The 21,300-nt window shown below is 71.7% G+C and carries 18 protein-coding genes; 10 read left to right on the top strand and 8 right to left on the bottom strand.

The window, feature by feature from the left end:
* Nucleotides 1–58 precede the first annotated feature (58 nt).
* The 5 genes from ACFVJX_RS29915 to ACFVJX_RS29935 form a co-directional block, all read right to left on the bottom strand.
* Entirely contained in the window at nt 59–835 is a 777-nt protein-coding gene (locus ACFVJX_RS29915) for a succinate dehydrogenase iron-sulfur subunit (RefSeq protein WP_384123092.1), read from the bottom strand.
* The gene (gene sdhA, locus ACFVJX_RS29920; RefSeq protein ID WP_384123090.1) at nt 835–2,595 is read right to left on the bottom strand and encodes a succinate dehydrogenase flavoprotein subunit; all 1,761 of its coding nucleotides are present in this window, start codon (nt 2,593–2,595) and stop codon (nt 835–837) included. The genes ACFVJX_RS29915 and sdhA overlap by 1 nt, the downstream gene beginning before the upstream one ends.
* A gap of 30 nt (nt 2,596–2,625) precedes the next feature.
* Nucleotides 2,626–3,099: a succinate dehydrogenase hydrophobic membrane anchor subunit gene (locus tag ACFVJX_RS29925; protein WP_384123088.1), complete on the bottom strand. Its 474-nt coding sequence runs from the start codon at nt 3,097–3,099 to the stop codon at nt 2,626–2,628.
* A 5-nt stretch (nt 3,100–3,104) separates the two neighbouring features.
* On the bottom strand, nt 3,105–3,485 hold the full coding sequence (sdhC, locus tag ACFVJX_RS29930; RefSeq protein WP_073732547.1) for a succinate dehydrogenase, cytochrome b556 subunit: 381 nt from the start codon (nt 3,483–3,485) through the stop codon (nt 3,105–3,107).
* A 220-nt stretch (nt 3,486–3,705) separates the two neighbouring features.
* On the bottom strand, nt 3,706–4,158 hold the full coding sequence (locus ACFVJX_RS29935) for a 2-oxo-4-hydroxy-4-carboxy-5-ureidoimidazoline decarboxylase (RefSeq protein ID WP_384123384.1): 453 nt from the start codon (nt 4,156–4,158) through the stop codon (nt 3,706–3,708).
* Nucleotides 4,159–4,540: 382 nt separating this feature from the next.
* On the opposite strand from ACFVJX_RS29935, the gene ACFVJX_RS29940 reads away from it, so the two are divergent.
* The 6 genes from ACFVJX_RS29940 to ACFVJX_RS29965 all read left to right on the top strand — a co-directional run bounded on the left by ACFVJX_RS29940 (nt 4,541) and on the right by ACFVJX_RS29965 (nt 10,322).
* The gene (locus tag ACFVJX_RS29940) at nt 4,541–6,148 is read left to right on the top strand and encodes a glycoside hydrolase family 20 protein (protein WP_384123086.1); all 1,608 of its coding nucleotides are present in this window, start codon (nt 4,541–4,543) and stop codon (nt 6,146–6,148) included.
* A gap of 170 nt (nt 6,149–6,318) precedes the next feature.
* Complete coding sequence (locus ACFVJX_RS29945) at nt 6,319–7,110, top strand: DUF4328 domain-containing protein (RefSeq protein ID WP_384123085.1); 792 nt, start codon at nt 6,319–6,321, stop codon at nt 7,108–7,110.
* 135 nt (nt 7,111–7,245) lie between these two features.
* Nucleotides 7,246–7,815, top strand: coding sequence for a hypothetical protein (locus ACFVJX_RS29950; protein WP_384123083.1), 570 nt, complete (start codon nt 7,246–7,248; stop codon nt 7,813–7,815).
* A 17-nt stretch (nt 7,816–7,832) separates the two neighbouring features.
* Nucleotides 7,833–7,985: a hypothetical protein gene (locus ACFVJX_RS29955; RefSeq protein ID WP_384123081.1), complete on the top strand. Its 153-nt coding sequence runs from the start codon at nt 7,833–7,835 to the stop codon at nt 7,983–7,985.
* 373 nt (nt 7,986–8,358) lie between these two features.
* On the top strand, nt 8,359–9,180 hold the full coding sequence (locus ACFVJX_RS29960) for an RNA polymerase sigma factor (RefSeq protein ID WP_384123383.1): 822 nt from the start codon (nt 8,359–8,361) through the stop codon (nt 9,178–9,180).
* The gene (locus ACFVJX_RS29965) at nt 9,180–10,322 is read left to right on the top strand and encodes a hypothetical protein (RefSeq protein WP_384123079.1); all 1,143 of its coding nucleotides are present in this window, start codon (nt 9,180–9,182) and stop codon (nt 10,320–10,322) included. The genes ACFVJX_RS29960 and ACFVJX_RS29965 overlap by 1 nt, the downstream gene beginning before the upstream one ends.
* A 197-nt stretch (nt 10,323–10,519) precedes the next feature.
* Here ACFVJX_RS29965 and ACFVJX_RS29970 read toward each other — a convergent pair whose 3' ends face one another.
* Nucleotides 10,520–11,434, bottom strand: coding sequence for a L,D-transpeptidase family protein (locus ACFVJX_RS29970; RefSeq protein WP_384123077.1), 915 nt, complete (start codon nt 11,432–11,434; stop codon nt 10,520–10,522).
* A 187-nt stretch (nt 11,435–11,621) separates the two neighbouring features.
* Between ACFVJX_RS29970 and leuE the strand changes: the two genes are divergently transcribed.
* Nucleotides 11,622–12,284, top strand: a complete 663-nt coding sequence (gene leuE / locus ACFVJX_RS29975; RefSeq protein ID WP_384123075.1) for a leucine efflux protein LeuE — start codon at nt 11,622–11,624, stop codon at nt 12,282–12,284.
* A 4-nt stretch (nt 12,285–12,288) separates the two neighbouring features.
* On the opposite strand, the gene ACFVJX_RS29980 is transcribed toward leuE, so the two are convergent.
* The gene (locus tag ACFVJX_RS29980; protein WP_384123073.1) at nt 12,289–13,710 is read right to left on the bottom strand and encodes an FAD-dependent monooxygenase; all 1,422 of its coding nucleotides are present in this window, start codon (nt 13,708–13,710) and stop codon (nt 12,289–12,291) included.
* A gap of 60 nt (nt 13,711–13,770) precedes the next feature.
* On the opposite strand from ACFVJX_RS29980, the gene ACFVJX_RS29985 reads away from it, so the two are divergent.
* The gene (locus ACFVJX_RS29985) at nt 13,771–14,415 is read left to right on the top strand and encodes a TetR/AcrR family transcriptional regulator C-terminal domain-containing protein (RefSeq protein WP_384123071.1); all 645 of its coding nucleotides are present in this window, start codon (nt 13,771–13,773) and stop codon (nt 14,413–14,415) included.
* Between the two features lie 34 nt (nt 14,416–14,449).
* Here ACFVJX_RS29985 and ACFVJX_RS29990 read toward each other — a convergent pair whose 3' ends face one another.
* Nucleotides 14,450–16,954 (bottom strand): YfhO family protein, encoded by a 2,505-nt coding sequence (locus ACFVJX_RS29990; RefSeq protein ID WP_384123069.1) that lies wholly within the window; start codon nt 16,952–16,954, stop codon nt 14,450–14,452.
* A 288-nt stretch (nt 16,955–17,242) separates the two neighbouring features.
* On the opposite strand from ACFVJX_RS29990, the gene ACFVJX_RS29995 reads away from it, so the two are divergent.
* The gene (locus ACFVJX_RS29995) at nt 17,243–18,799 is read left to right on the top strand and encodes a hypothetical protein (RefSeq protein WP_384123067.1); all 1,557 of its coding nucleotides are present in this window, start codon (nt 17,243–17,245) and stop codon (nt 18,797–18,799) included.
* A complete protein-coding gene (locus tag ACFVJX_RS30000; protein ID WP_384123065.1) occupies nt 18,796–21,162 on the top strand; it encodes a glycosyltransferase in 2,367 nt (788 codons plus the stop codon). Before ACFVJX_RS29995 ends, ACFVJX_RS30000 begins: the two co-directional genes overlap by 4 nt.
* The last annotated feature ends 138 nt before the right edge of the window (nt 21,163–21,300 follow it).

Below are 21,300 nucleotides of genomic sequence, written 5' to 3' on the forward strand. Positions count from 1 at the left end.
TCCCGCACTGTTCGTGCGGAAGACGGGGCCTCTCGGTGTAACGGGTGTGACAGGCGGATCAGAAGCGACGCGTGATCAGCGCGCGCTTGACCTCCTGGATCGCCTTGGTGACCTCGATGCCACGCGGGCAGGCGTCCGTGCAGTTGAAGGTGGTGCGGCAACGCCACACCCCGTCACGGTCGTTGAGGATCTCCAGGCGCTGCTCGCCGCCCTCGTCGCGCGAGTCGAAGATGAAGCGGTGCGCGTTGACGATCGCCGCCGGGCCGAAGTACTGCCCGTCGTTCCAGAACACCGGGCACGAGGACGTGCACGCGGCGCACAGGATGCACTTGGTGGTGTCGTCGAAGCGCTCGCGGTCCTCGGCGGACTGCAGACGCTCGCGGGTCGGCTCGTTCCCCTTGGTGATGAGGAAGGGCATGACGTCGCGGTAGGCCTGGAAGAACGGGTCCATGTCGACCACGAGGTCCTTGAGGACCGTGAGGCCCTTGATGGCCTCGACCGTGATCGGCTTCTCCGGGGACAGGTCCTTGATCAGCGTCTTGCAGGCGAGCCTGTTCTTGCCGTTGATCCGCATCGCGTCGGAGCCGCAGATGCCGTGGGCGCAGGAGCGGCGGAAGGTCAGCGTTCCGTCGGTCTCCCACTTGATCTTGTGAAGGGCGTCGAGGACACGCTCCTTCGGGTCGATCTCGATCTGGAAGTCCTGCCACTGGGACTCCTCGGAGACCTCCGGGTTGAACCGGCGGATCCGGAAAGTGGCGGTGATGTACGGGGAATCGGCGAAGCCGGCCTCGGGCTCAGGGGCCTTGTCCGCCTTCTCCATCGTGGGGGTAGCCATCAGTACTTACGCTCCATCGGCTGGTAGCGGGTCTGGACGACCGGCTTGTAGTCCAGCCGGATCGACTCGGTGCCGTCGTCGGCGACCTCGCGGTACGCCATGGTGTGGCGCATGAAGTTGACGTCGTCGCGGTTCGGGTAGTCCTCGCGGTAGTGACCACCGCGCGACTCCTTGCGGGCCAGCGCCGAGGTCGCCATGACCTCGGCGAGGTCGAGCAGGTTGCCCAGCTCGACGGCCTCCAGCAGGTCCGTGTTGAACCGCTTGCCCTTGTCCTGGATGGACACGTCGAGGTACCGCTTGCGCAGCTCGGCGATCTTGTCCACCGCGGTCTTGATGGTCTGCTCGGTGCGGAACACCATCACGTTGGCGTCCATGCACTCCTGCAGCTCCAGCCGGATCGCCGAGACGCGCTCGGTGCCGGTGGAGTTGCGCAGCCGCTCGACCTGGTCGACGACCTGCTGCGCCGGGTTCTCGGGAAGCGCGACGTAGTCGTTCTTCGCGGAGTACTCGGCGGCGGCGATGCCCGACCGGCGTCCGAAGACGTTGATGTCGAGCAGCGAGTTGGTGCCCAGACGGTTGGCGCCGTGCACCGAGACGCAGGCGACCTCGCCGGCGGCGTACAGGCCCGGGACGACGGTGGTGTTGTCGGCCAGCACCTCGCCCTCGACGTTGGTCGGAATGCCGCCCATGGCGTAGTGCGCGGTCGGCTGGATCGGGATCGGGTCCGTGTAGGGCTCGATGCCGAGGTACGTACGCGCGAACTCGGTGATGTCCGGGAGCTTGGCGTCCAGCTGCTCCGGCGGCAGGTGCGTCAGGTCCAGGTAGACGTGGTCGCCCTCGGGGCCGCAGCCGCGGCCCTCGCGGATCTCCGTGTAGATCGAACGGGAGACGACGTCACGGGACGCGAGGTCCTTCATGACGGGCGCGTACTTCTCCATGAAGCGCTCGCCGTCCTTGTTGCGGAGGATGCCGCCCTCACCGCGGGCGCCCTCCGTCAGCAGGATGCCCATGCGCCAGATGCCCGTCGGGTGGAACTGGAAGAACTCCATGTCCTCCAGCGGCAGACCGCGGCGGTACGCGGCGGCCTGGCCGTCACCGGTCAGGGTGTGCGCGTTCGACGTCACCTTGAAGAACTTGCCGGTGCCGCCGGAGGCGAAGATGATCGCCTTCGCCTGGAAGACGTGGATCTCGCCGGTCGCCAGCTCGTACGCGACGACGCCGGCGGACTTCTTCACGCCGGTCTCGGGGTCCTCCTGGAGCAGGAGGTCCAGCACGTAGAACTCGTTGAAGAACTCCACGCCCTCCTTGACGCAGTTCTGGTACAGCGTCTGGAGGATCATGTGGCCGGTGCGGTCCGACGCGTAGCAGGACCGGCGGACCGGGGCCTCGCCGTGGTTACGGCTGTGGCCGCCGAAGCGGCGCTGGTCGATCTTGCCCTCGGGCGTGCGGTTGAACGGCAGGCCCATCTTCTCCAGGTCGAGGACGGAGTCGATGGCCTCCTTCGCCAGGATCTCGGCGGCGTCCTGGTCGACCAGGTAGTCGCCGCCCTTGATCGTGTCGAAGGTGTGCCACTCCCAGTTGTCCTCCTCCACGTTGGCGAGCGCGGCGGCCATACCGCCCTGCGCGGCGCCCGTGTGGGAGCGGGTGGGATAGAGCTTGGTCAGCACGGCGGTACGGCTGCGCTTGGTCGACTCGATGGCCGCGCGCATGCCGGCGCCGCCGGCGCCGACGATGACGGTGTCGTACTTGTGGATCTGCATGGTTTACCTCTGGTCCCTCGGGCCCGGCGCCTAGCGGATGTTCGGGTCGAAGGTGAAGATCACCAGCGTGCCCAGCAGGACGGTGAACACCGTGGCGGTGTACAGCAGCATCTTCAGCCAGAAGCGGGTGTTGTCCCGTTCGGCGTAGTCGTTGATGACCGTACGGAGACCGTTGGCGCCGTGCAGCATGGCGAGCCACAGCATCGCCAGGTCCCACATCTGCCAGAACGGCGAGGCCCAGCGGCCGGCCACGAAGGCGAAGCCGACCTTGGACACACCGCCGTCCAGCACCAGCTGGATCAGCAGGTGGCCGATGACCAGGACGACCAGGACGATGCCCGACAGGCGCATGAAGAGCCAGGCGTACATCTCGAAGTTGGTGCGTGAACCCTTGGGGGTCTTGCCGGTCCGCGTACGCGGGGGCTCGATCACGGGGGCCGGGTTGTCGGAGTCGTACAGGCCGACCCCTTCGACTGCGCCGATTGCGGAAGTCTCGGTGGACATGGGCCTCAGCTCCCGAAGATGGAACGGACGGCGTGACCGAGGACGGGGTACAGGGCCCCGACCATGAGCACGATCCAGATGCCCAGCACGGTCCAGAGCATCTGCTTCTGGAGGCGCGGGCCCTTGGCCCAGAAGTCCACGGCGATGATCCGGAGACCGTTCAGCGCATGAAAGAGAATCGCGGCCACGAGGCCGTATTCGAGCAGCGCGACAGGCCATGTCTTGTACGTGGCCACGACTTCGTCGTAGGCCTCGGGCGAGACACGGACAAGAGCGGTGTCCAGGACGTGTACGAACAGGAAGAAGAAAATGAGGACACCGGTGACTCGATGAGCCACCCAGGACCACATGCCTTCCCGGCCGCGGTACAGCGTTCCAGCCGGCACGGAAGAACCCTCCGGGAGCGGGGATTGGGGTCGGCCGGCTTGACTGTCGGTCTGACCCGGCCGGGTACGGTCCACCGGCCCCGGCCATCGTAGCGACGCTTTGTCGGTTCGTTCGCGCCGGGGCCTCTGGTGTGATCAAAGTGGCAATCAATCAGGCACGGACGGGCTAGGGAGAGCCCCGTCCCCGGGCGCGGGGCCGTCCCTGGGCGGCCGTAACCCGTTACTGACTCGATACCAGCCCGATGATGCGGCCCCGGGCGAGTCGCCGCATCTCGTCGGCCGTCACGATCCGCTCCTGGTCCGGGTCGTGGCCCAGCCGGGCCCGGATGCCGGCCAGTACCTGGTCGGGGCGCTCGGCGGACCGGACACCGTCCAGGCAGATGACGAAGACGTGGCCGAAGCGGGACTCGTACGCCGCGTGCGCTGCGGCCAGCGCGAGGTGGGCGGAGGGCGGCGCCTCGGCGGGCAGCGCCGGGGAGGCCTCGGCGGCGAGCGCCTCGGACCGGTCGGTGGGGGAGAGGTCGTAGCCTGCCTCGTCGGCCGCGGCGAGCAGCGCGTCCACGTCCGGGTAGGGGCGGTGGGCGGTCAGCCGCTGTGCCCAGCGCCGGCTGCCGAAGCACTCCAGTAGGGCGGCCTCGACGTCGGCCGGGGGAGCGGTGTTGAAACGGTGCAGGTCGAAGCCGGGCGCGGCGGGCGTGCCGGAAGCCGGTCCGCAGCTCTGGAGAGGTACGGCGGTCCGCCGGACGGACCCGTGCGGTTGCTCCGGGAGGCCGGCGTGGGAGTCGCTGGACCTGGACAGCGTGGGCTCCTCGGATCAGCGGCATCTGTGAACCTGGAGTGGGGAGGGGCCGGAGAGACCAGGTGGATGCAGGGTGAAGGGAGAGACGAATGTGCCTCAAAGTTAGCGAGGCCGAGCAACGGCCGTCCGACGGATGCGCGAATTTCACCCGGACGGGAGAGTTTCGGGATGACTGATGGATGAATCACCGAGGAGAATGCCCGACTATCTCCTTATTTTTGCGTTGTTTACCACTGAAACCGGAGGTTTCTGACCGATGTCGCTCTCACGCGGCGCCCTCGCGGCCGGAGCGGCCGTCACCGCGGCCGCCGCGGTGACCCTCACCGTCGTCCTGTGGCCCGACAACTCCGACAACGAGCGCAGGTCCGGGGCCGAGAACTCGCCCTCGGCCTCGTCCGCGAGCCCCACTCCCTCGCCGACCCGCAGCTATCCGCTGTCGAAGTCGCCCCGCACCATCCCCGCCGTCCGCGAGCACACCGCCGCCCGCGGCCCCGGCTGGCGGCCGGGCAAGGACAGCGGGGTGGTGATCGCCGCGGGCAGCAAGGGGCTCGACGACGAGGGGCGGCTCCTCGCGGGCGAGCTGAAGATCGCCTACCGGGGCAAGGTGCAGGCCCGTGCGGGCGACGTGGAGCTGGCCCTGACCCCGTCCGCCAAGGGCGGGTCCGAGTCGTACACCCTCAAGACCCACGACGGCCGGGTCACGGTCAGCGGACCCGGTCAGGCGGGCGTCTTCTACGGGACCCGGACCCTCAAGCAGTCGGTGCGGGCCGACGGCCTCATGCCCGAGGGGGAGGTGCGCGACCGGCCCGACCGCCCGCAGCGCGGGCTCAACCTCGACATCGCGCGCAAGCACTACAGCGCCGACTGGATCGAGGACCGGCTGCGTGAGATGGCCGATCTCAAGCTCAACCAGCTCGGCCTGCACTTCTCCGACGACCAGGCCTTCCGCATCGAGTCCGACACCCACCCCGAGGTGGTGTCGCCGGACCACCTGAGCAAGGCACAGGTGCGGCACATCGTCGCCCTGGCCGAACGGCTGCACATCCAGGTCGTGCCTGAGATCGACTCCCCGGGCCACCTCGGCGCGGTGCTGCGCGCCCACCCCGACCTCCAGCTGCGCAACGTGTCGGGAGTGGCCTCGAAGGGCTCGCTCGACATCTCCAAGCCGGGCGCGGCGAAGATCATCGACGACCTTCTCGGCGAGTACACGAAGCTGTTCGGCGGCGCGTACTGGCACCTGGGCGCCGACGAGTACCTCGCGCTGATGGCGAGCGACCCCGCCGCCTCCTACCCGCAGCTCCAGCAGGCCGCCGTGAAGAAGTACGGGGCGAAGGCCGGCATCAAGGACCTCACCACCGGCTGGCTCAACGACCGCGCGGCGGTGGTACGCCAGCACGGCATGAAGCCCAAGGCGTGGAACGACGGCTTCTTCACCGGGGGCGTCGTCCAGGCCGACAAGGACATCGAGGTCGAGTACTGGACGGGCAAGGAGTACGGGGCCCGCTCGCCGGAGGAGTACCTGCGCGAGGGCCGCAAGGTGCTGAACCTCAACGACGAGTTCCTCTACTACGTGCTCGGCCAGCCCAACGACTTCGTCTACCCCACCGGCAAGCGCATCTACGAGCAGTGGACCCCGCTCGTCCTGCGCGGCACCGAGCCCGTCCCGGAGCGCTACTCCCGCCAGATCCTCGGCGGCCGGTTCGCCGTCTGGGGCGACCTGCCGAACGCCCAGACCGCCGCGCAGGTGGCGCAGGGCATCCGGATGCCGCTGCGGGCGACCGCCCAGAAGCTGTGGGACCCGGGGAAGCCGAAGCTGAGCTGGGGCGGGTTCCAGGCGCTGGCGAAGGAGGTCGACGGGGGCTGAGGGGAGGGCGCCAGGGCCGTATTCAGTCTGGACACGGTGCTGACCTGGGGCTATGTTCCGGATGTCGCGCGCCCCTGGAAGGGGCGCGCGCTTTTGGTGTCCGCGCCGGAGTCCTCCGCGCGGGCTCTCCTCGCGATTTCTTCGCGCCATGACCCCGGGGGGTTTGCTCCATGCTGTGTTCCACCTGCCGTACGAGACCGCCGGCCACCGACGACGGACGCTGCCTGCTCTGCGCGGGCCCGGCCGGAGCGGCGGGGGCGCCCGCCCCGCCGTTCACCGCTCCGCAGCAGTACCTGCGCTCGCCCGACGTACTCGCGAAGGCGGTCGTCGTCCTGCTGGCCGTCGTCGCCGTGGCGGACCTGCTGGCGGTGGGCGCGGGTGTGCACATCCGCAGCCTGCTCGGCGGCGGCATCGAGAACGGCTTCGCGACACTCGACGAGTCGGAGGCCGACCGCGCCGACACGCTGTACACGGCCGCCGGTGTCCTCCAGGTCCTCATGACCCTCGCCACCGCCGTCGTCTTCCTCCTGTGGTTCCGGCGGGTCCGGGCGAACGCCGAGATCTTCGACGCGAGCGTCCAGCCGATGAAGCCCGGCTGGGCCGTCGGTGGCTGGTTCGTCCCGGTCGCCGGGCTGTGGCTGCCACGCCGGGTCGCGGGCGGGATCTGGACCGCGAGCGCGCAGACCAACACGGACGGCAGTTGGCGCACCGTCCCGCAGACCCCGGTCAACCTGTGGTGGGGCGCGTGGGTGATCTCGCTCTTCGTCGGCCGGTTCGCCTCCCAGCGGTACGACCGGGCCGAGCTGCCCCAGGACGTCATGGACGCCGCCGCGCAGCTGATGGTGGCCGATGTGCTGGACATCGTGGCCGCGGTGTTCGCGATCCTCTTCGTACGGAAGCTGACCCGGATGCAGGGGGAGCGGGCCGCCCTCGGCGTTCACCCCGTCGGCGCCTCCTCCTGAGAGGCCCCGGACCGGCAGAAGAAGTGATTCCGGCCTCCCGCAGTGACGATTTTCGGCCATTCGGCGCTGAATGCGATGAGACGAAGCGCTGCGCCCCCGCGCGTCCGGGCACGGGGAGGCCGACGGGAGACGCCGATGAGCCTGCTCGAACTGATCGCCGCCGCTGATGAACGGGGGCTCGCCGCAAGCGGGGCGGCCTGCCTCGACCGGTGCCTGCCACAGCTCCCCGAGGGGGCCGGGCCGGATCCGCTGCGACCGCTCTGGGCCGGCTGCGCGGAGCGGTCCGCCTGGCCGGACCGGCTGGCCGAGGCGTGTGCCGCACTGGACGCCGTGCCCGGCCCTGAGGAAACGGTCCTGCGGATCCGGAAGCTGCTCGGCGAGGCGCCCGCGGACCGGGCGGGCGAGGAGTTGCGTGCCTGGGCGGACGCCTGCTCGGTGCTGGCCCTGGATGTCCACCGCGGGCACGACGCCGCACGCGCCGACGGCACGGAACTGGTGGCCCGGTGCCGGGCGGGCGATCCGAGGGGAGCGGGACCGCTGCTCTCCGGGGAGGCCGCCCGGCAGGTCCGGATCCTGGAGATGCTCGCGGAGATCGGCGAGGGCGCTCCCACGGGAGCCGGGCTGCGCCAGGTGATGGATGTGTCGACCGAGGGGCAGCGGGTGCTCCGCGCCGCGGCCTCGCGGCGGGCCCGGGTGCGCGGCTGACACACAGTCGTCCCGGAGTGGCGCCCCGCTTCGATCCTTCGCACACGCCCGCCGGCCGTCCCGCGCGCCGTGGCCCCGGGGTCTTCACCTGGCAGGAGGCCCTCAGCGTCGTCGCCCCGGGTCGGGGCACCGCCGACGTCACCGCTGAAGTGGCCGACTTCTACGCGTGAGCCCGGCCTTCGTGCCCATCCGGGACGCTCCGCCCTGCCGGTGGGCCTCCGTGCGGCGCACCGCGAACGAGGCACCTTCGCCCGTGCGTCCGCCGATGCCGATCGCCCGGCGCCGGGACATGGAATGACGACCGGGGCCGCCACCCCCCACAGGAGAGGCCCCGGTCGTCTTCCGCGGGGCCGCAGGACGACCCCGTACTCATCTCAGCGCCGTGACTGCGTTTTCTGTCACACCGCGCCCCGGCCGTGGAATGTTGCGGGTTGTACAAGTCATGGACGTGATGCCCGCGAAGGACGTAGCGTGCTGAGTCGCGCAGGGTGGCGCGGCAGTGGTGACCAGCTGCGATTCAGGACAGCAGGGCGGGTTGAGGGAGTGCTGGGGGACGACGCGGGGCTTACCGCCGCGGTGCTCGCGGCACAGGACGGGGACGAGGACGCCTTCCGTACTGTGTACCGCGCAGTGCAGCCGCGGTTGTTGGGCTACATAAGAACGCTGGTGGGGGAGCCCGATGCCGAGGACGTGGCATCCGAGTCCTGGCTCCAGATAGCGCGCGACCTCGACCGGTTCAGCGGCGACGCGGACCGGTTCCGGGGCTGGGCCGCGCGGATAGCCCGTAACCGCGCCCTGGACCATCTGCGGATGCGCGGCCGGCGGCCCGCGGTCGGCGGCGACGAGGCGGAACTGTCCGAGAAGCCCGCCGAGTCCGACACGGCGGCCGAGGCCATCGAGGCGCTTGCCACCGGCCGCGCCATGTCGCTCATCGCCCAGCTGCCGCAGGACCAGGCCGAGGCCGTGGTGCTGCGCGTGGTCGTCGGCCTCGACGCGAAGAGCGCCGCGCAGACGCTGGGCAAGCGCCCCGGCGCGGTACGCACCGCCGCCCACCGCGGACTGAAGCGGCTCGCCGAGCTGCTGCGGACGGACAGCGAGGGCGGTACGGAACCTCCGGACGGCGGCGGTCCGCCGGCCGCGGACGACACGGAGGACGGCCGTCCGCACGGCGGCGCCCCGGCCCGCGGAGTGGCTCCGCCCAGGGCCCCGGCCGACGACCGGACCCCTGCGCGGTCCCCGCACGGCAATGCGGCAGGCAGGACGGCGGAACTCGGCGCCGTACCCGCGCAACGCCCCTCCCACACCGGCATGGTGGCGCCCTCCGGTGTGACGCATTCGCGTCTGTGGACGCAGAAGGACATGTGATGGCCGACGAGCAGTACGCATGGCTTGACAAGGAAGCGGCGGAGAGATTGCTCCGCCGCGAACCGGTCGATCCTGCCGACGGCCAGCCCGGACAGGACGCCGAGAGGCTCGCGGCCGCGTTGGACGAGGCGGCCCGTACCGCCCGCCCGGCCACCGGTGAACTTCCCGGCGAGGCCGCCGCACTGGCCGCCTTCCGCGCCGCCCCCCGCACCTCGTCCGTCTCCCGGCGGGCGGGCCGGGCCCCGGCCGCCGGTACGGACAAGGCCGGCGAGACGGGCGTGCTCGCGCCCGTACACATAGGCAGGGCCGTCTCCGGGCACAGGTCCGGCGCCGCAGGTCCGCGCGGTGCCCGCCAGATGCGCTGGAGCCGGCCCATCCGCTTCGGTCTGGTGGCCTCCCTCGCCTGCTGCGCGATCGGCGGGGTGGCGGTGGCCGCCGGGACCGGGGTGCTGCCCGCGCCCTTCGGCCGGCACACCCCCTCGCCGTCCACCTCGGTGTCGGCCGCCGCCTCGCCCGAGGAACTCGGCTCCGGGCTCACCACCGACGACGGGACGCCCGCGCCGCCCTCCGGGTCCCCCGACGCGACGAGCCCGCCGCCCAGTACCGCGCACCCCGCCGACCCGGACCGTGAGGACACCACCGGCCCCGGCACCACTCCCACCGGACCGGGCGCGGGTTCCGGGAGGGGCAGCGGAGAGACCGAGGGCCCGGCGGAGGGCTCCTCGCGCAGTGGCAGCGGCGACGGCACGGGCGGTGGCGCGGGGAAGCCCGACCCCTCCCAGGACGACACCTCGGAGGCCTGGTACGCCAGGACTCTGAAGGCCTGCCGCGACTACCGCGACGGCAAGCTCGACGACGACCGCAGGCGCCGTCTCGAAGCGCTGGCCAAGGGCGCCCACAACCTGGACCAGTTCTGCGAGCGGATGCTCGACAAGGCCGGCGACGGCAACAGCGACGGCCACAACGGTGACGACGGCGGCGAATCGGACGGCGACGGCGCACCGTCCGGCGGTTCGGGCTCGCTGCCGTCGATCGGGTTCTCCAACGTCTCCCCGGAGCCCACGGCCGCGTTCGCCGGCTCGGGCCGGGCGGACGAGGGCGCCACCTCGCAGCCGACAAAAGCCCCCGTCGCCGCCCGCTGACCCCTTGTACCACCCCGCCCGCCACCGGGTGTGACGTTTTCCGGCGCGCGGACGCAGTACAGAGTGAGCCGACTGGTCATCGGCAGCGTCCTGAGCCGGGGTTCCCCCCGTACCTACGGCTCGGCGCAACGGCGCGGGCGGGATACGTTCCCCCGGTCCCGCCCGCGCCCCTCATCCCTCCGGGTCCGGCCCGGCACTCACCCGTAGACGATGACCTTGTCCCCGTTGTGGACCTGGTCGAACAGCGCGGCGATCTTCCCCTCGTCCCGGACGTTGACGCAGCCGTGCGAGGCGCCGTTGTAGCCGCGGGCCGCGAAGTCCGATGAGTAGTGCACCGCCTGGCCGCCGCTGAAGAACATCGCGTACGGCATGGCCGTGTGGTAGATCGTCGACACGTGGTGCCGGGACTTCAGGAAGACGGAGAAGCTGCCTTCACGGGTCGGTGTGTACTGCGAGCCGAACCGTACGTCCATCGACGAGACGACCTTGCCGTCGATCATCCAGGACAGCGTCCGGCTGTTCTTGCTGATGCAGATCACCCGGCCCGTCAGACAGCGCTTGTCCGGCTTCGCGACCGGGTTGGTGGTCGGCGGGTTCAGCTCCGCCGCCGTCGGCGCGTGGGTCATGCCGAGCAGCTTCTGCCAGGTCAGCGTGTCCGTCTTCCCGGTCCGGGAGAGCCCGCGCTTGCCCTGGAACGACTGCACGGCGGCGACCGTGACGGTGCCGTAGTAGCCCGTGGGGCTGCGGTCGAAGTGGCCGATCTGACGCAGCCGGGCCTGGAGCTCGCGCACCTGCTTGCTCTGTGCGCCGCTCGCCATCAGCACCTTGCCCTGCGGATCGGCCGATGGCGTGGGCTTCGTTGCCGTGCTCGGCTCCGCGCTCTTGGACGGCGTCGCCCTGCCCGGCCCGTCCGTGCCGGGCTTCGCGTCGTCGGCGGGCGCGCTGCCCTTCGGCACCGACGACGGGGCGGTCGGTTCGCTTCCCGCCGCCTGCGGTTCGCATCCGGCGGTCACGGCGGTCAGTGCGAGTACGGCGACGGCCGCGACGCCCGCCGCGGCCCCCCGGCCGCCCCTGTGCGCGTGGCCGCGCCCGGTCCTTCTGGTGCGTATCATCTCGGCCCCCTGGGTCTCCGGTATCTCATGGGACGGATTCCCGCCCCGACCGGTTGCCGAATCCCGCACATGACGGCGAAAGCGTTATCGATCCCGACGGCGACGCGACGAGGACTGACGGAGCGGGTCGTCCCAGGACCTGAAACCCGGGTCCGGACCGGTGCGCCGACGTGCGACACTCCGTTTCATGCTGGGTGTCACCGACCTTCCGACCTATCTCGCCGGCCTCGTGCTGATCGTTCTGCTGCCGGGGCCGAACTCGCTGTACGTGCTCTCCGTCGCCGCCCGGCGCGGGGTGCGTACCGGCTATGTGGCCGCCGCCGGGGTGTGGACCGGGGACACCGTGCTGATGACGCTGTCCGCGCTGGGGGCCTCGTCGCTGCTGCAGACGACGCCCGTGCTGTTCGCCGTGGTGAAGTTCGCGGGGGCGGGCTATCTGACCTGGCTGGCCATCGGGATGCTGCGGGCCGCGGTGTCCATGTGGCGCGAGCGGCACCGCCGGGTGGCGGAGATCACCGGCGGGACGGCGGACGAGGCGTCCGGCACCATGGAACGGCCGTACCGCCGGGCGCTGGTGGTCAGCCTGTTCAACCCGAAGGCGATCCTGTTCCTGATCTCGTTCTTCGTGCAGTTCGTCGATCCCGGGTACGCCTACCCGGCGCTCTCCTTCCTGGTGCTGGGCACCCTGCTCCAGGTCGCCAGCTTCCTGTACCTGTCGACGCTGATCTTCGGCGGCACCCGGCTGTCCGCCGCCTTCCGCCGCCGCAAGCGGCTCTCGGCGGGGGCCACCTCGGCGGCGGGGGTGCTGTTCCTCGGCTTCGCGGCCAAGCTCTCGCTCAGCAGCGTCTGAGCGCTCAGCCCGCTGCGGGCGCGACGCCCAGCGGGGCGAGGTACTCCGTGAGCCCGGCCGCGTCCTCGCCCGCCCAGCCGATGTAGCCGTCCGGCCGGATCAGGAACAGCCCCTCGCCGTACGCCTCGTACGCCCGCGTGCGGTGCACCCGGACCGCCTGTGCGGCGAACTCCGGCAGCTCCGCGTCGGTGCCCACCGCCAGCAGGGTGAAGTGCGGCCCCCTGAAGACGTCGAACAGCCTCCGCCCGTCCGCGGGCCCGTCGGGTGCGCGGTCGCCGGCCTCCAGGACGCCCGCCCGGCCCGCCGACAGCGGACCGCCCCGGTAGCCGAGGCCCAACTGCTGGGCTGCCGCGCCGCGTTCCTGCTGGCCGCGGTGGATGCGGGTGGACAGGCCGAGCATGTCGGCGGCGATCGGGCGGCGCTCCCGCTCGTACGTGTCGAGCAGGGCGGCGGGTGCGCCGTGGTTCAGTACCCGGCCGAGTTTCCAGCCGAGGTTGTACGCGTCCTGGACGCTGGTGTTGAGCCCCTGCCCGCCCGCGGGGGAGTGGACGTGGGCCGCGTCCCCCGCCAGGAAGACCCGGCCGTCCCGGAAGCGGTCGGCCAGCGCGGCGCGCGGCCGGAAGTCGGAGGTCCAGAGCACCTCGGTGACGTCCGCCGCCTCCAGGTGGGTGCGTTCGGCGACCACCGCGCGCACCCCGGCCGCCGAGGTGTCGGGCTCGCCGTCCTTGTACTGGGCGACCAGCTGGAAGTCTTCGGTGCCGGGCAGCGGGCAGAGCGTGATGAACCCCGAATCGGTGTTCATCATGTGCCAGTTGAGCCGGTCGAGGGCCGGTGCCGCGATCCGCACGTCGGCCACCAGCATCGGAGCCGGGTCCACCGTCTCGCCGGTCATCGCGATGCCCAGGGCCCGCCGCACGGTGGAGCGTCCGCCGTCCGCCGCGACCAGGTAGGAGGCGCGCACCGGGCCGGTGGACAGCCGTGCGGTGACCCCCTCGGCGTCCTGGGCGAGGCCGGTCAGCGTGGTCGAGAAGGTGACGTCGCCGCCCAGCTCGCGCAGCCGGGCCAGCAGGATCTCCTGGGTCCGCCACTGGGGCATCATCCACGGCTCGCCGTACGGCTCGGCGTCCGTCGGGGCCGCCACCCGGAACATGCGGTGCTCGCCCATCCGCTCGCCACCCTGCCAGGCCATCCCGACCGGCGCCGGACCGCCGTGCTCGCGGACCGCGTCGCCCACCCCTAGATCGTCCAGGACCTCCCGGGTGCGGGGCTGGATGCCCTTGCCCCGCGAGCCGGGGAAGAGCGTCGGCGCCTGTTCCACGACGAGGGCGGGCACGCCCCTGCGGGCCAGGTCGCAGGCGAGGGCGAGGCCGCAGGGGCCGGCGCCGACGATGAGGACCCCAGTCTCCTTAACAGTGTTAAGTTCCATGTTCGACAGTCTGAACTTAACGCTGTTAAATTGTCAAGATCGGGCTGTTAACTTGTCGAGGTGGGTACGACGAAGATCGACCGGTCACGGGTGGCCGACACGGCGCTGCGGCTGCTGAACGAGGTGGGCCTGGACGGGCTCAGCCTGCGTGCCATCGCGAAGGAGCTGGACGTCAAGGCCCCCGCGCTCTACTGGCACTTCAAGGACAAGCAGGCGCTGCTCGACGAGATGGCCACGGTGATGTACCGCCGGATGCTCGACGAGGACCTGCCGGGGCCGACGCCGCAGAGCTGGCAGGACCAGCTCGTCGCGTACAACAGCGGGCTGCGCCTCGCGCTGCTGCGCTACCGCGACGGGGCGAAGGTCTACGGGGGTGCGAAGTTCACCGGCACCGATCACGCCGACGGGCTGGAGGGCCATCTGCGCACCATGGTCGGTGCGGGGTTCGAGCTGTGGCAGGCGGTGCGGGCCGGCACCACGGCGTACTCGTACACGATGGGCTTCGTCAGCGAGGAGCAGGGCGTGCGCCCGATGCCCGACCAGCGGCGCGACGGCTTCGACGTCGGTGAACGCGCCGAACGGCTGGCCCGGTACCCGCTCGCCGCGGCGGCCGGCTCCGAGATCTTCGCCAACTACGACGAACGCTTCGAGGACGGCCTGCGACTGATCATCGCGGGCATCGAGGCCCGGTACCGGGTGGGGTGAGGCGGGCCCGGTTCGTACGCGGCACGGCCGTGGCTCACGTGCGCGCGCGCCGCCGCCGTACCCGGCCCAGGACCGCCGGTGCGAACGCCACGGCCGCCAGGCCCGCCAGCGCCGCGGCCCCGGCGAGCGAACCGGCCCGCAGCCCCGGTGGCCGGAACACGCAGTCCACCGCCGTCCGGCCCCCGCCCACCGGCGCCGCGACGAGGCCGAGGTACGAGCCGGCCGGACGCCCGTCGCAGCTCCAGCCCGCGATCCGGGGCGCGGCCAGTACGGCGACCCCCTCGGTGCCCGGCGGGAGTTCGGCGCGCACACCGCTGCCGGAGACGGTGACCCGGGTCGCGCCCGTCCTCTTCAGCCCGGCCACCGCCGAGGTCAGCCGCCCCTGGTCCAGGCAGCCGACGGCATCGTGCGGAACGGTCCCCGCCCGCTCGGCCCGCAATGTCACGTCGACCTTGCCCGCGCCCGGCCCGAGCGGCAGCATTCCGGCCCGGCGCGTGGGCACGTCGCCCCGCAGATCGTTCGTCTCCCCGGACGCGCCCAGCCGGGCGGTGCCGAACAGATCGGGCGCCCACAGGAACACCCGGCTGCCCGCGGGGCAGCTCGCGCTCAGGGTGTAGGTGCCGGGCCGCACCGCGTACGCGTTCGCGTTCCGGTCGGTGGCGGCCGCGCCGTCCGCGGCCCGCAGCGCCGTCCCGGGCAGCGTGTACACCCGGGCGCCCAGCAGCTTCTCCTGGTTGCGGAAGGGCGAGCGCCCCCAGCCCCCCGTGGCGCCGGCCGGCCGGACCGTCACCAGCGGCGGGACATCGTGCCGGGTCACGGTCACCGGCCGCCCGTCCGGACGGTTCCAGACCTGGTGCGGATCGCGCGGCACGTGCACCCGGGCGCCGACCGAGAACACCGCGTCCGTCACCGGGTTGTCCAGGCTCTCCAGGGCGCGGCCCCGCGAGGTCCAGCCGCCGCCGAGCGCGAGGAAGGTGCGGGTCGTCACGTCGGGCGTGAGGCTGCTGTAGTACGCCCCGCCCTGTCCGCCGACCACCAGCGGATCGTTGTCGGTGCTCTGCTCCAGGCCCGGGTCCGTGCGGTAACGCGGCCAGCCGTCGGCGCGGGCGACCGCGTCGGCCTGGAGGCGCTGGCGCTCGCCCCAGGGCGCGTAGTCGTCGAGCAGCCTCAGCCGCTGCCGGTCGGCGTACGCGGTGGTCGCGGCGGCCTGCCCGGCCTGCGCCCCCACCAGCAGCAGCGCGGCGAGCGCGAGGAACCTGCCGCTGCGCACCAGAGCGAGCGAGCAGACCGCCGCCACCAGACCGGCGGCGAACAGTGGATACGTCCACCGGGTGACCAGTGCGCTGGACGCGGCGCCCGCCGCGATCAGCACCAGCACCGCCGCCCCGCCCAGCAGCGCCCGCCGGTCCGGCCAGCCGCGGGCGACCGCGGTCCAGGCGGCGATCACCACGATGCCGCAGAGCACGAAGGTCTGCCGGAAGGGGCTGCCGTTCGGCGTCGCGAAGGCGTGCCAGAGCAGATGCGTGGGCTCCCACTGCATCGACAGCGCGACCACGGCCACCAGCCCGGGCCACACCCAACGCTCGGCGCGCGGCACGGCCCGGTGGAAGGCCAGGGCGCAGGCGAGCAGCAGGGCGCCCGTGCCGAGGAAGAGCGCAGGGCTGAAGAAGCCGTACGTGGCCGGCAGCAGACGGGCGGCGACGTCCGGCCAGGCTGCCGGGGTGAACTGCCGGTTCCAGCCCGGGTAGGCGTGCTTGGTGCCGAGGAAGACCGGCAGGAGGACCGGCGCGGCCAGACCGATGCCGAGCAGCACCGTCCGTACCGCGCGCACCAGCCCCCGCACCCGCTCACGGGACGTCCCGTCCTCCAGCAGCAGCCGTACGACCAGCACCAGCGCCGCCCCGAGCGTGGCCATGTACGCGGTGTAGAAGTTGGAGACCCAGGCGAACGTCACCAAGAGCGTTCCCAGGACCGGACGCCGCGCGGTCCTCGCCCACTCCCCGGCCAGGCACAGCAGCGGGAAGGCGATCAGCCCGTCCAGCCACATCGGGTTGTACACGGCCTCGGCGACCGACCAGCCGCACAGGGCGTACGCGCCGCCGAGCACGGCCGCCGGCCACTCCCGGCCGCGGCCCCGGCGCAACGCGGTGAGCAGCCAGGTCATCGCCGCCGCTGCCGTGCCCGTCTTCACCAGCGTGACCACGTAGACGGCCAGGTCGATCCGGTCCCTCGGGAACACCCCGACGAGCAGCGCGAACGGGCTGGTCAGATACGTACCGAGGTCGGGCAGGAAGCTGGTGCCGAAGCCGGACTGCCAGTTCAGCAGCAGCCCTCCGTCGGCCCGCCCGTGCAGCAGGTCCCAGAGGTGGGCGTGGAACGGTACGAACTGGTTGCCCAGGTCGTTCACGCTGCGGGTGCGCGGGCCGAAGGGGTAGCTGCGGGCCACCGCGTCCCCGGCGCAGACGGTGACGAAGGTGAGCACGGCGGCCAGGGCGGCGCCCCGGCCGCGCGGCGATCGGAGAATCGGCGGAGTCCTCATGGTGCGTCGAATATGTCATCGAACATCGTGAAATCCCGCTGGGGAAAAGGCGGTTCACCTGATGGTCCGCGGCCCTTCACGCTCCGGCCCCCGCCAGGTCACCGTGGGCCCCGGGAGCCGGGCCCGGCCCGCGGAGGCCGGTCGCAGCAGTTTCCCGCGCCGACAGGGCGAGTTCACCCTGCGGCCGTTCAGGTTTCTTACCGTGCCACGGAACCCCGAACGGTTGACGAACATCCGCCCCCCTCCATACGCCCCTTCCCTCACGGGCATCAGACGCTTTGGAGCGCCATGACGAAAGCCCGCACCCGTTGGCCACGGCAGCGTGACGCGGAGGCCCCGCTCCCGTCCGAGGACCCCGCGTCCTCCCTCGCCGCCGTCCGTCCGACGGAGCTGGAGACCTGCCTGCGCGCCTGCGCGGCCCACAGCGGAAAGCTGGTCGCCGGCCTGGACCGGCGGCGCACGGCGCTCGCCGAGGCGCTGCGGAATCTGCTGGCCACCCACGCCACGATGGAACAGGCCCCCGCCGCTGCCGCCCCGATGCCCCTGTTGCGGCGCACCGGCAGGAGCGGCCCCGGATCATCCCTGGTCCTCGGCGACCGGCTGCTGGACCCGCTGCTCGCGGTCGGCGGCAAGGCGCTGGACTGCGGTTACGAGGACGAGCTGAAGCTCGCGCTCCTCGTCGCTGACGCCGTGCTGACCCAGCGCATACGCTCCCGGGCGGCCTGGCGGCTGCGGGCCCGCGTCCTGGAGGCGATGGGCGCCGAGGCCGAAGCCGTGGAGGCGTACGAGCGCTACCTCGGCCTCACCGACGAGGACGGCTTCGGGATCGTGGCGAAGACGGCCGGTCTGCGGGCCGGGGCGGAGCGCCAGGGCGAGCTGTTGCGGAAGCTGGAGCAGGACTGCCCCGAGGCCGCGGGCTTCGCCGCTGGGCCGGTCACCGACACCTGGGCCGAGGGCCTCGCACTGCACGCCCGCGGGGAGTGGGACCGCGCCCGGTCCCGGCTGATCGGCGCACTGCTGGCCCAGGACCGCGACCGCGCGCCGGTGCCGGAGATCCAGGAGGCCCTGGCCCACTACCTCGGCCTCGCACTGGCGGCCGAAGGCGCTCCGGGCAGCGGCGGCGGCCCCCGCACCACCACCGCGGGCGCCGGCGACCCCGCCCGCCTCACCGAGCTGATCGCCCTCTACGCGGCCCAGCGCCGGAGCCGGATGCGCGGACCTGTCGCCGACCCCACCTTCGGCGGCGTCGAATGGACGACGCTCGGCGAGTTCCGCAACCACATCGCGGGCCGGTCGATCTGCCTGATCGCCAACTCGCAGCGGGTCGGCGACGGTTCACTGGGCGCCGAGATCGACGCGTACGACCTGGTGGTCCGCTTCAACTCGTACCGGATCGACCCGGCGGCCACCGGCAGCCGCACCGACATCCACGCCACCATCCACAAGCACGGCTTCAACTGGGACCAGAAGGTCCACACCCGGCTGGTGTTCGGCGGGCTCGCCGGGGACTGGAAGTACTCGCTGCGCAACCGGCTGGTTCCGGGCGCCCAGCAGTACCTGGGAGACGAGTCGCTGCGCTGGCCGCTGCGCGACATCGGAAAGGTCGGCACGGACGTCTGGCCGTCCATCCCCACCAGCGGGTTCAACATGCTGTGGCTGCTGGACCACCTGGACGTCAGCCCGCGACTCGACCTGATCGGCTTCGACTTCTACGAGAGCGGCGCCTACCGGCTGCCCGCGGCGATGAAGATGCCGATCACCTCCGTGCACGAGTACACCAGCGAAAAGGCGTGGGTCATGGAACGCGCCCAGAGCGTCACCGATACGAGGATCCGACTGCGATGACGACGACGCCCCCTACCGACGCGCCCACAGCCCACGCGTCCACGAACCACGCGCCTGGGCCCGCGCCCGCCAACACGCTCACCGGCAAGCGCCGTGTCGCCTTCGCGAGCTTCGTCGACGAGAACTACCTGCCCGGATTCCTCACCCTGCTGCGCAGTCTCGCCCTGTCCAACCCGGCGGTCTGCGAGGACTTCGTCGTCCTGCACGACGGGCTGCGCCCCGCGTCCGTCGCGCGGATCCGGGCGCTGCACCCGCGCGTCGACTTCCGCCGGGTGGACGCCGGGCACTACGACACGTACGCCAAGGGCGACCAGGACAACTACCTGGTGCGCAAGGCCTACTTCATCCTCGACGTCTTCCGGGTGCGCGACTACGACACCGTCATCACCCTGGACACCGACATGGTGGTCCTCGGCGAACTGGACGAACTGCTGCGGCTGCGCGACGGGCTCGCCGCCGTACCGCAGTTCTTCTACGGGCAGCACAAGCTCAACAGCGGTCTGCTGGTCATCCAGCGCGAGTATCTGAGCGACGCGTTCTGCGCCCGGATCGACGAGACCGGCCGCTCGGGCGCGTACGAGCTCGACAAGCACGACCAGGGCATCCTGAACGCCGTGCTCGACGGCGACTTCGTGCAGCTCGACTCCCGGTACAACTACGTCAAGCGGCGGCTCTCCGGCGACCTCCCGGTGCCCGACACCACCGCGATCCTGCACTTCACCGGCCGGCACAAGCCCTGGCAGGGCGGCGAGGCCGGTTACGGGCTGGCCGAGGAACGCTGGCGCGAGTTCGAGCTGTCCGACCCGGAGTTCCACGCCGCTTACCTGGCGCTGCCCGGTGCCAAGCACCACGACCTGCTGGTGCACTACGGCACCCCGCACGTCCGCCGTACCGCCGACCCCGACAGCGCCCGCCGGGTCGCCGCCGCGCACATCGGCGCCGGTGAGTACCAGGAGGCGGCCGAACTGCTCGGCTCCGTCCCGATCCCCGTCGACGAGGCCTGGCCGCACGAGGTGCTCGGCCACGCGCTGATGAGCGTCTCGCGCTACGAGGAGGCCCGCGCCCAGCTCCTGCTGGCCTCCGCCGCCCCCAACCGGGCCGCCACCGCCTTCTCGCGCCTCGCCCAGATCGCCTGGATCCACGGCGACGACAGCGGCGCGGCGCAGTACGCGCTCGAAGGGCTCGGCGTCGACCCGACCCACCGGGCGAACCGGCTGATGTACAAGCGCACCAGGGACGCCGAGACCCCCGCCGAGGGGTCGTCCGACGGGCAACTGGCCCACGTCGCCTTCTACATGGACCGGCAGGGCAACGCCGGGGACAAGCTCCTCCCGGAGAGCGTCCGGCTCGCCTTCGGCCGCGACACCGGCCCGGCCCGCTGGCACTCCGTCCACGCGCACCGGCTGTTCGACGAGGCCGCGCTGGAACGGGTCAACGCCCGTCGCGGCCTGGTCATCGGCGGTGGCGGCCTCTTCATCCCGGACACCGCCCCCAACGGCAACAGCGGCTGGCAGTGGAACGTCCCCGACGAACTGCTTGAGCGGATCGACGTACCCGTGATGGTGTACGCGGTCGGTTTCAACGCCTTCGACGGGCAGGCGTACGGCCACGGCCGGGAGCGGTTCCTCTCCTCGCTGCGCAAGCTGGTGGAGCGCTCGGCGTTCTTCGGGCTGCGCAACCACGGCTCGATCGCGAAGGTCAGGGAGCTGCTGCCGTCCTCGCTGCACGACAAGGTCCGCTTCCAGCCCTGCCCGACCACGGTCACCCGGCAGCTGGTGGACGGCTGGACCGATCCGCAGCGGCGCGAGAACACCGTGCTGGTCAACGCCGCCTACGACCGCTCAGGACTCCGCTTCGGCCACGACTACGGGCACTTCCTCGCCGAGATGGCCACCGCGGTGAAGGGGCTCGGCGAGCACGCCGAGGTGAAGTGTGTCGCCCATTCGCTGGACGACGAGCGGATCGCCTTCGACCTGCGGCGTGAGCACGGGATCGCACTGCCGGTGATCCCGATGTACGACTTCGACAACGACGCGATCCGGGACACCTACGCCCGGACGAAGCTGGTCATCGGGATGCGCGGGCACGCGGGCATGATCCCGTTCGGTGTCGGTACACCGATCATCAGTCTGATCTCGCACCCGAAGATGGCGTACTTCCTGGCCGACATCGAGCGGCCCGAGTGGGGCATCTCCGTCCACGACCGGCACCTCGGGGCGCGGCTCCTGGAGCGGGCTGCCGGACTGCTGGACGACCACACCGCGGCGGTCGCCGATGTGCACGGGCGCCAGCAGGAACTGTGGAAGGTCACCGAGGCGAACGCCGCGGACCTCCAGCTGATCCAGGCCGGCGTGCGGGTCTGACCTCACGCCGTCACGACGGCGTACGGGAGGGGGGCGGCGCGCATGTCTCTAATACACATAACCTAGCCCACGACACGAACCAGAAACGCGTAAGCCCACTTCAGGTCTAAAACCTTGGCTGCGGGGGGCGGGGGCGGT

It is taken from the genome of Streptomyces sp. NPDC127177 (assembly GCF_042672475.1).
Taxonomy (GTDB): Bacteria; Actinomycetota; Actinomycetes; order Streptomycetales; family Streptomycetaceae; genus Streptomyces.

Excerpts from the sequence above, each read along its gene's own strand:
- ACFVJX_RS29980 (WP_384123073.1), bottom strand. The coding sequence starts at position 13,710 with ATGGAACTTAACACTGTTAAGGAGACTGGGGTCCTCATCGTCGGCGCC.
- ACFVJX_RS29950 (WP_384123083.1), top strand. The coding sequence starts at position 7,246 with ATGAGCCTGCTCGAACTGATCGCCGCCGCTGATGAACGGGGGCTCGCC.
- ACFVJX_RS30000 (WP_384123065.1), top strand. The coding sequence starts at position 18,796 with ATGACGACGACGCCCCCTACCGACGCGCCCACAGCCCACGCGTCCACG.
- ACFVJX_RS29970 (WP_384123077.1), bottom strand. The coding sequence starts at position 11,434 with ATGATACGCACCAGAAGGACCGGGCGCGGCCACGCGCACAGGGGCGGC.
- ACFVJX_RS29940 (WP_384123086.1), top strand. The coding sequence starts at position 4,541 with ATGTCGCTCTCACGCGGCGCCCTCGCGGCCGGAGCGGCCGTCACCGCG.
- ACFVJX_RS29990 (WP_384123069.1), bottom strand. The coding sequence starts at position 16,954 with ATGAGGACTCCGCCGATTCTCCGATCGCCGCGCGGCCGGGGCGCCGCC.
- ACFVJX_RS29915 (WP_384123092.1), bottom strand. The coding sequence starts at position 835 with ATGGCTACCCCCACGATGGAGAAGGCGGACAAGGCCCCTGAGCCCGAG.
- ACFVJX_RS29995 (WP_384123067.1), top strand. The coding sequence starts at position 17,243 with ATGACGAAAGCCCGCACCCGTTGGCCACGGCAGCGTGACGCGGAGGCC.
- sdhA (WP_384123090.1), bottom strand. The coding sequence starts at position 2,595 with ATGCAGATCCACAAGTACGACACCGTCATCGTCGGCGCCGGCGGCGCC.
- ACFVJX_RS29945 (WP_384123085.1), top strand. The coding sequence starts at position 6,319 with ATGCTGTGTTCCACCTGCCGTACGAGACCGCCGGCCACCGACGACGGA.
- ACFVJX_RS29925 (WP_384123088.1), bottom strand. The coding sequence starts at position 3,099 with ATGTCCACCGAGACTTCCGCAATCGGCGCAGTCGAAGGGGTCGGCCTG.
- ACFVJX_RS29965 (WP_384123079.1), top strand. The coding sequence starts at position 9,180 with ATGGCCGACGAGCAGTACGCATGGCTTGACAAGGAAGCGGCGGAGAGA.
- leuE (WP_384123075.1), top strand. The coding sequence starts at position 11,622 with ATGCTGGGTGTCACCGACCTTCCGACCTATCTCGCCGGCCTCGTGCTG.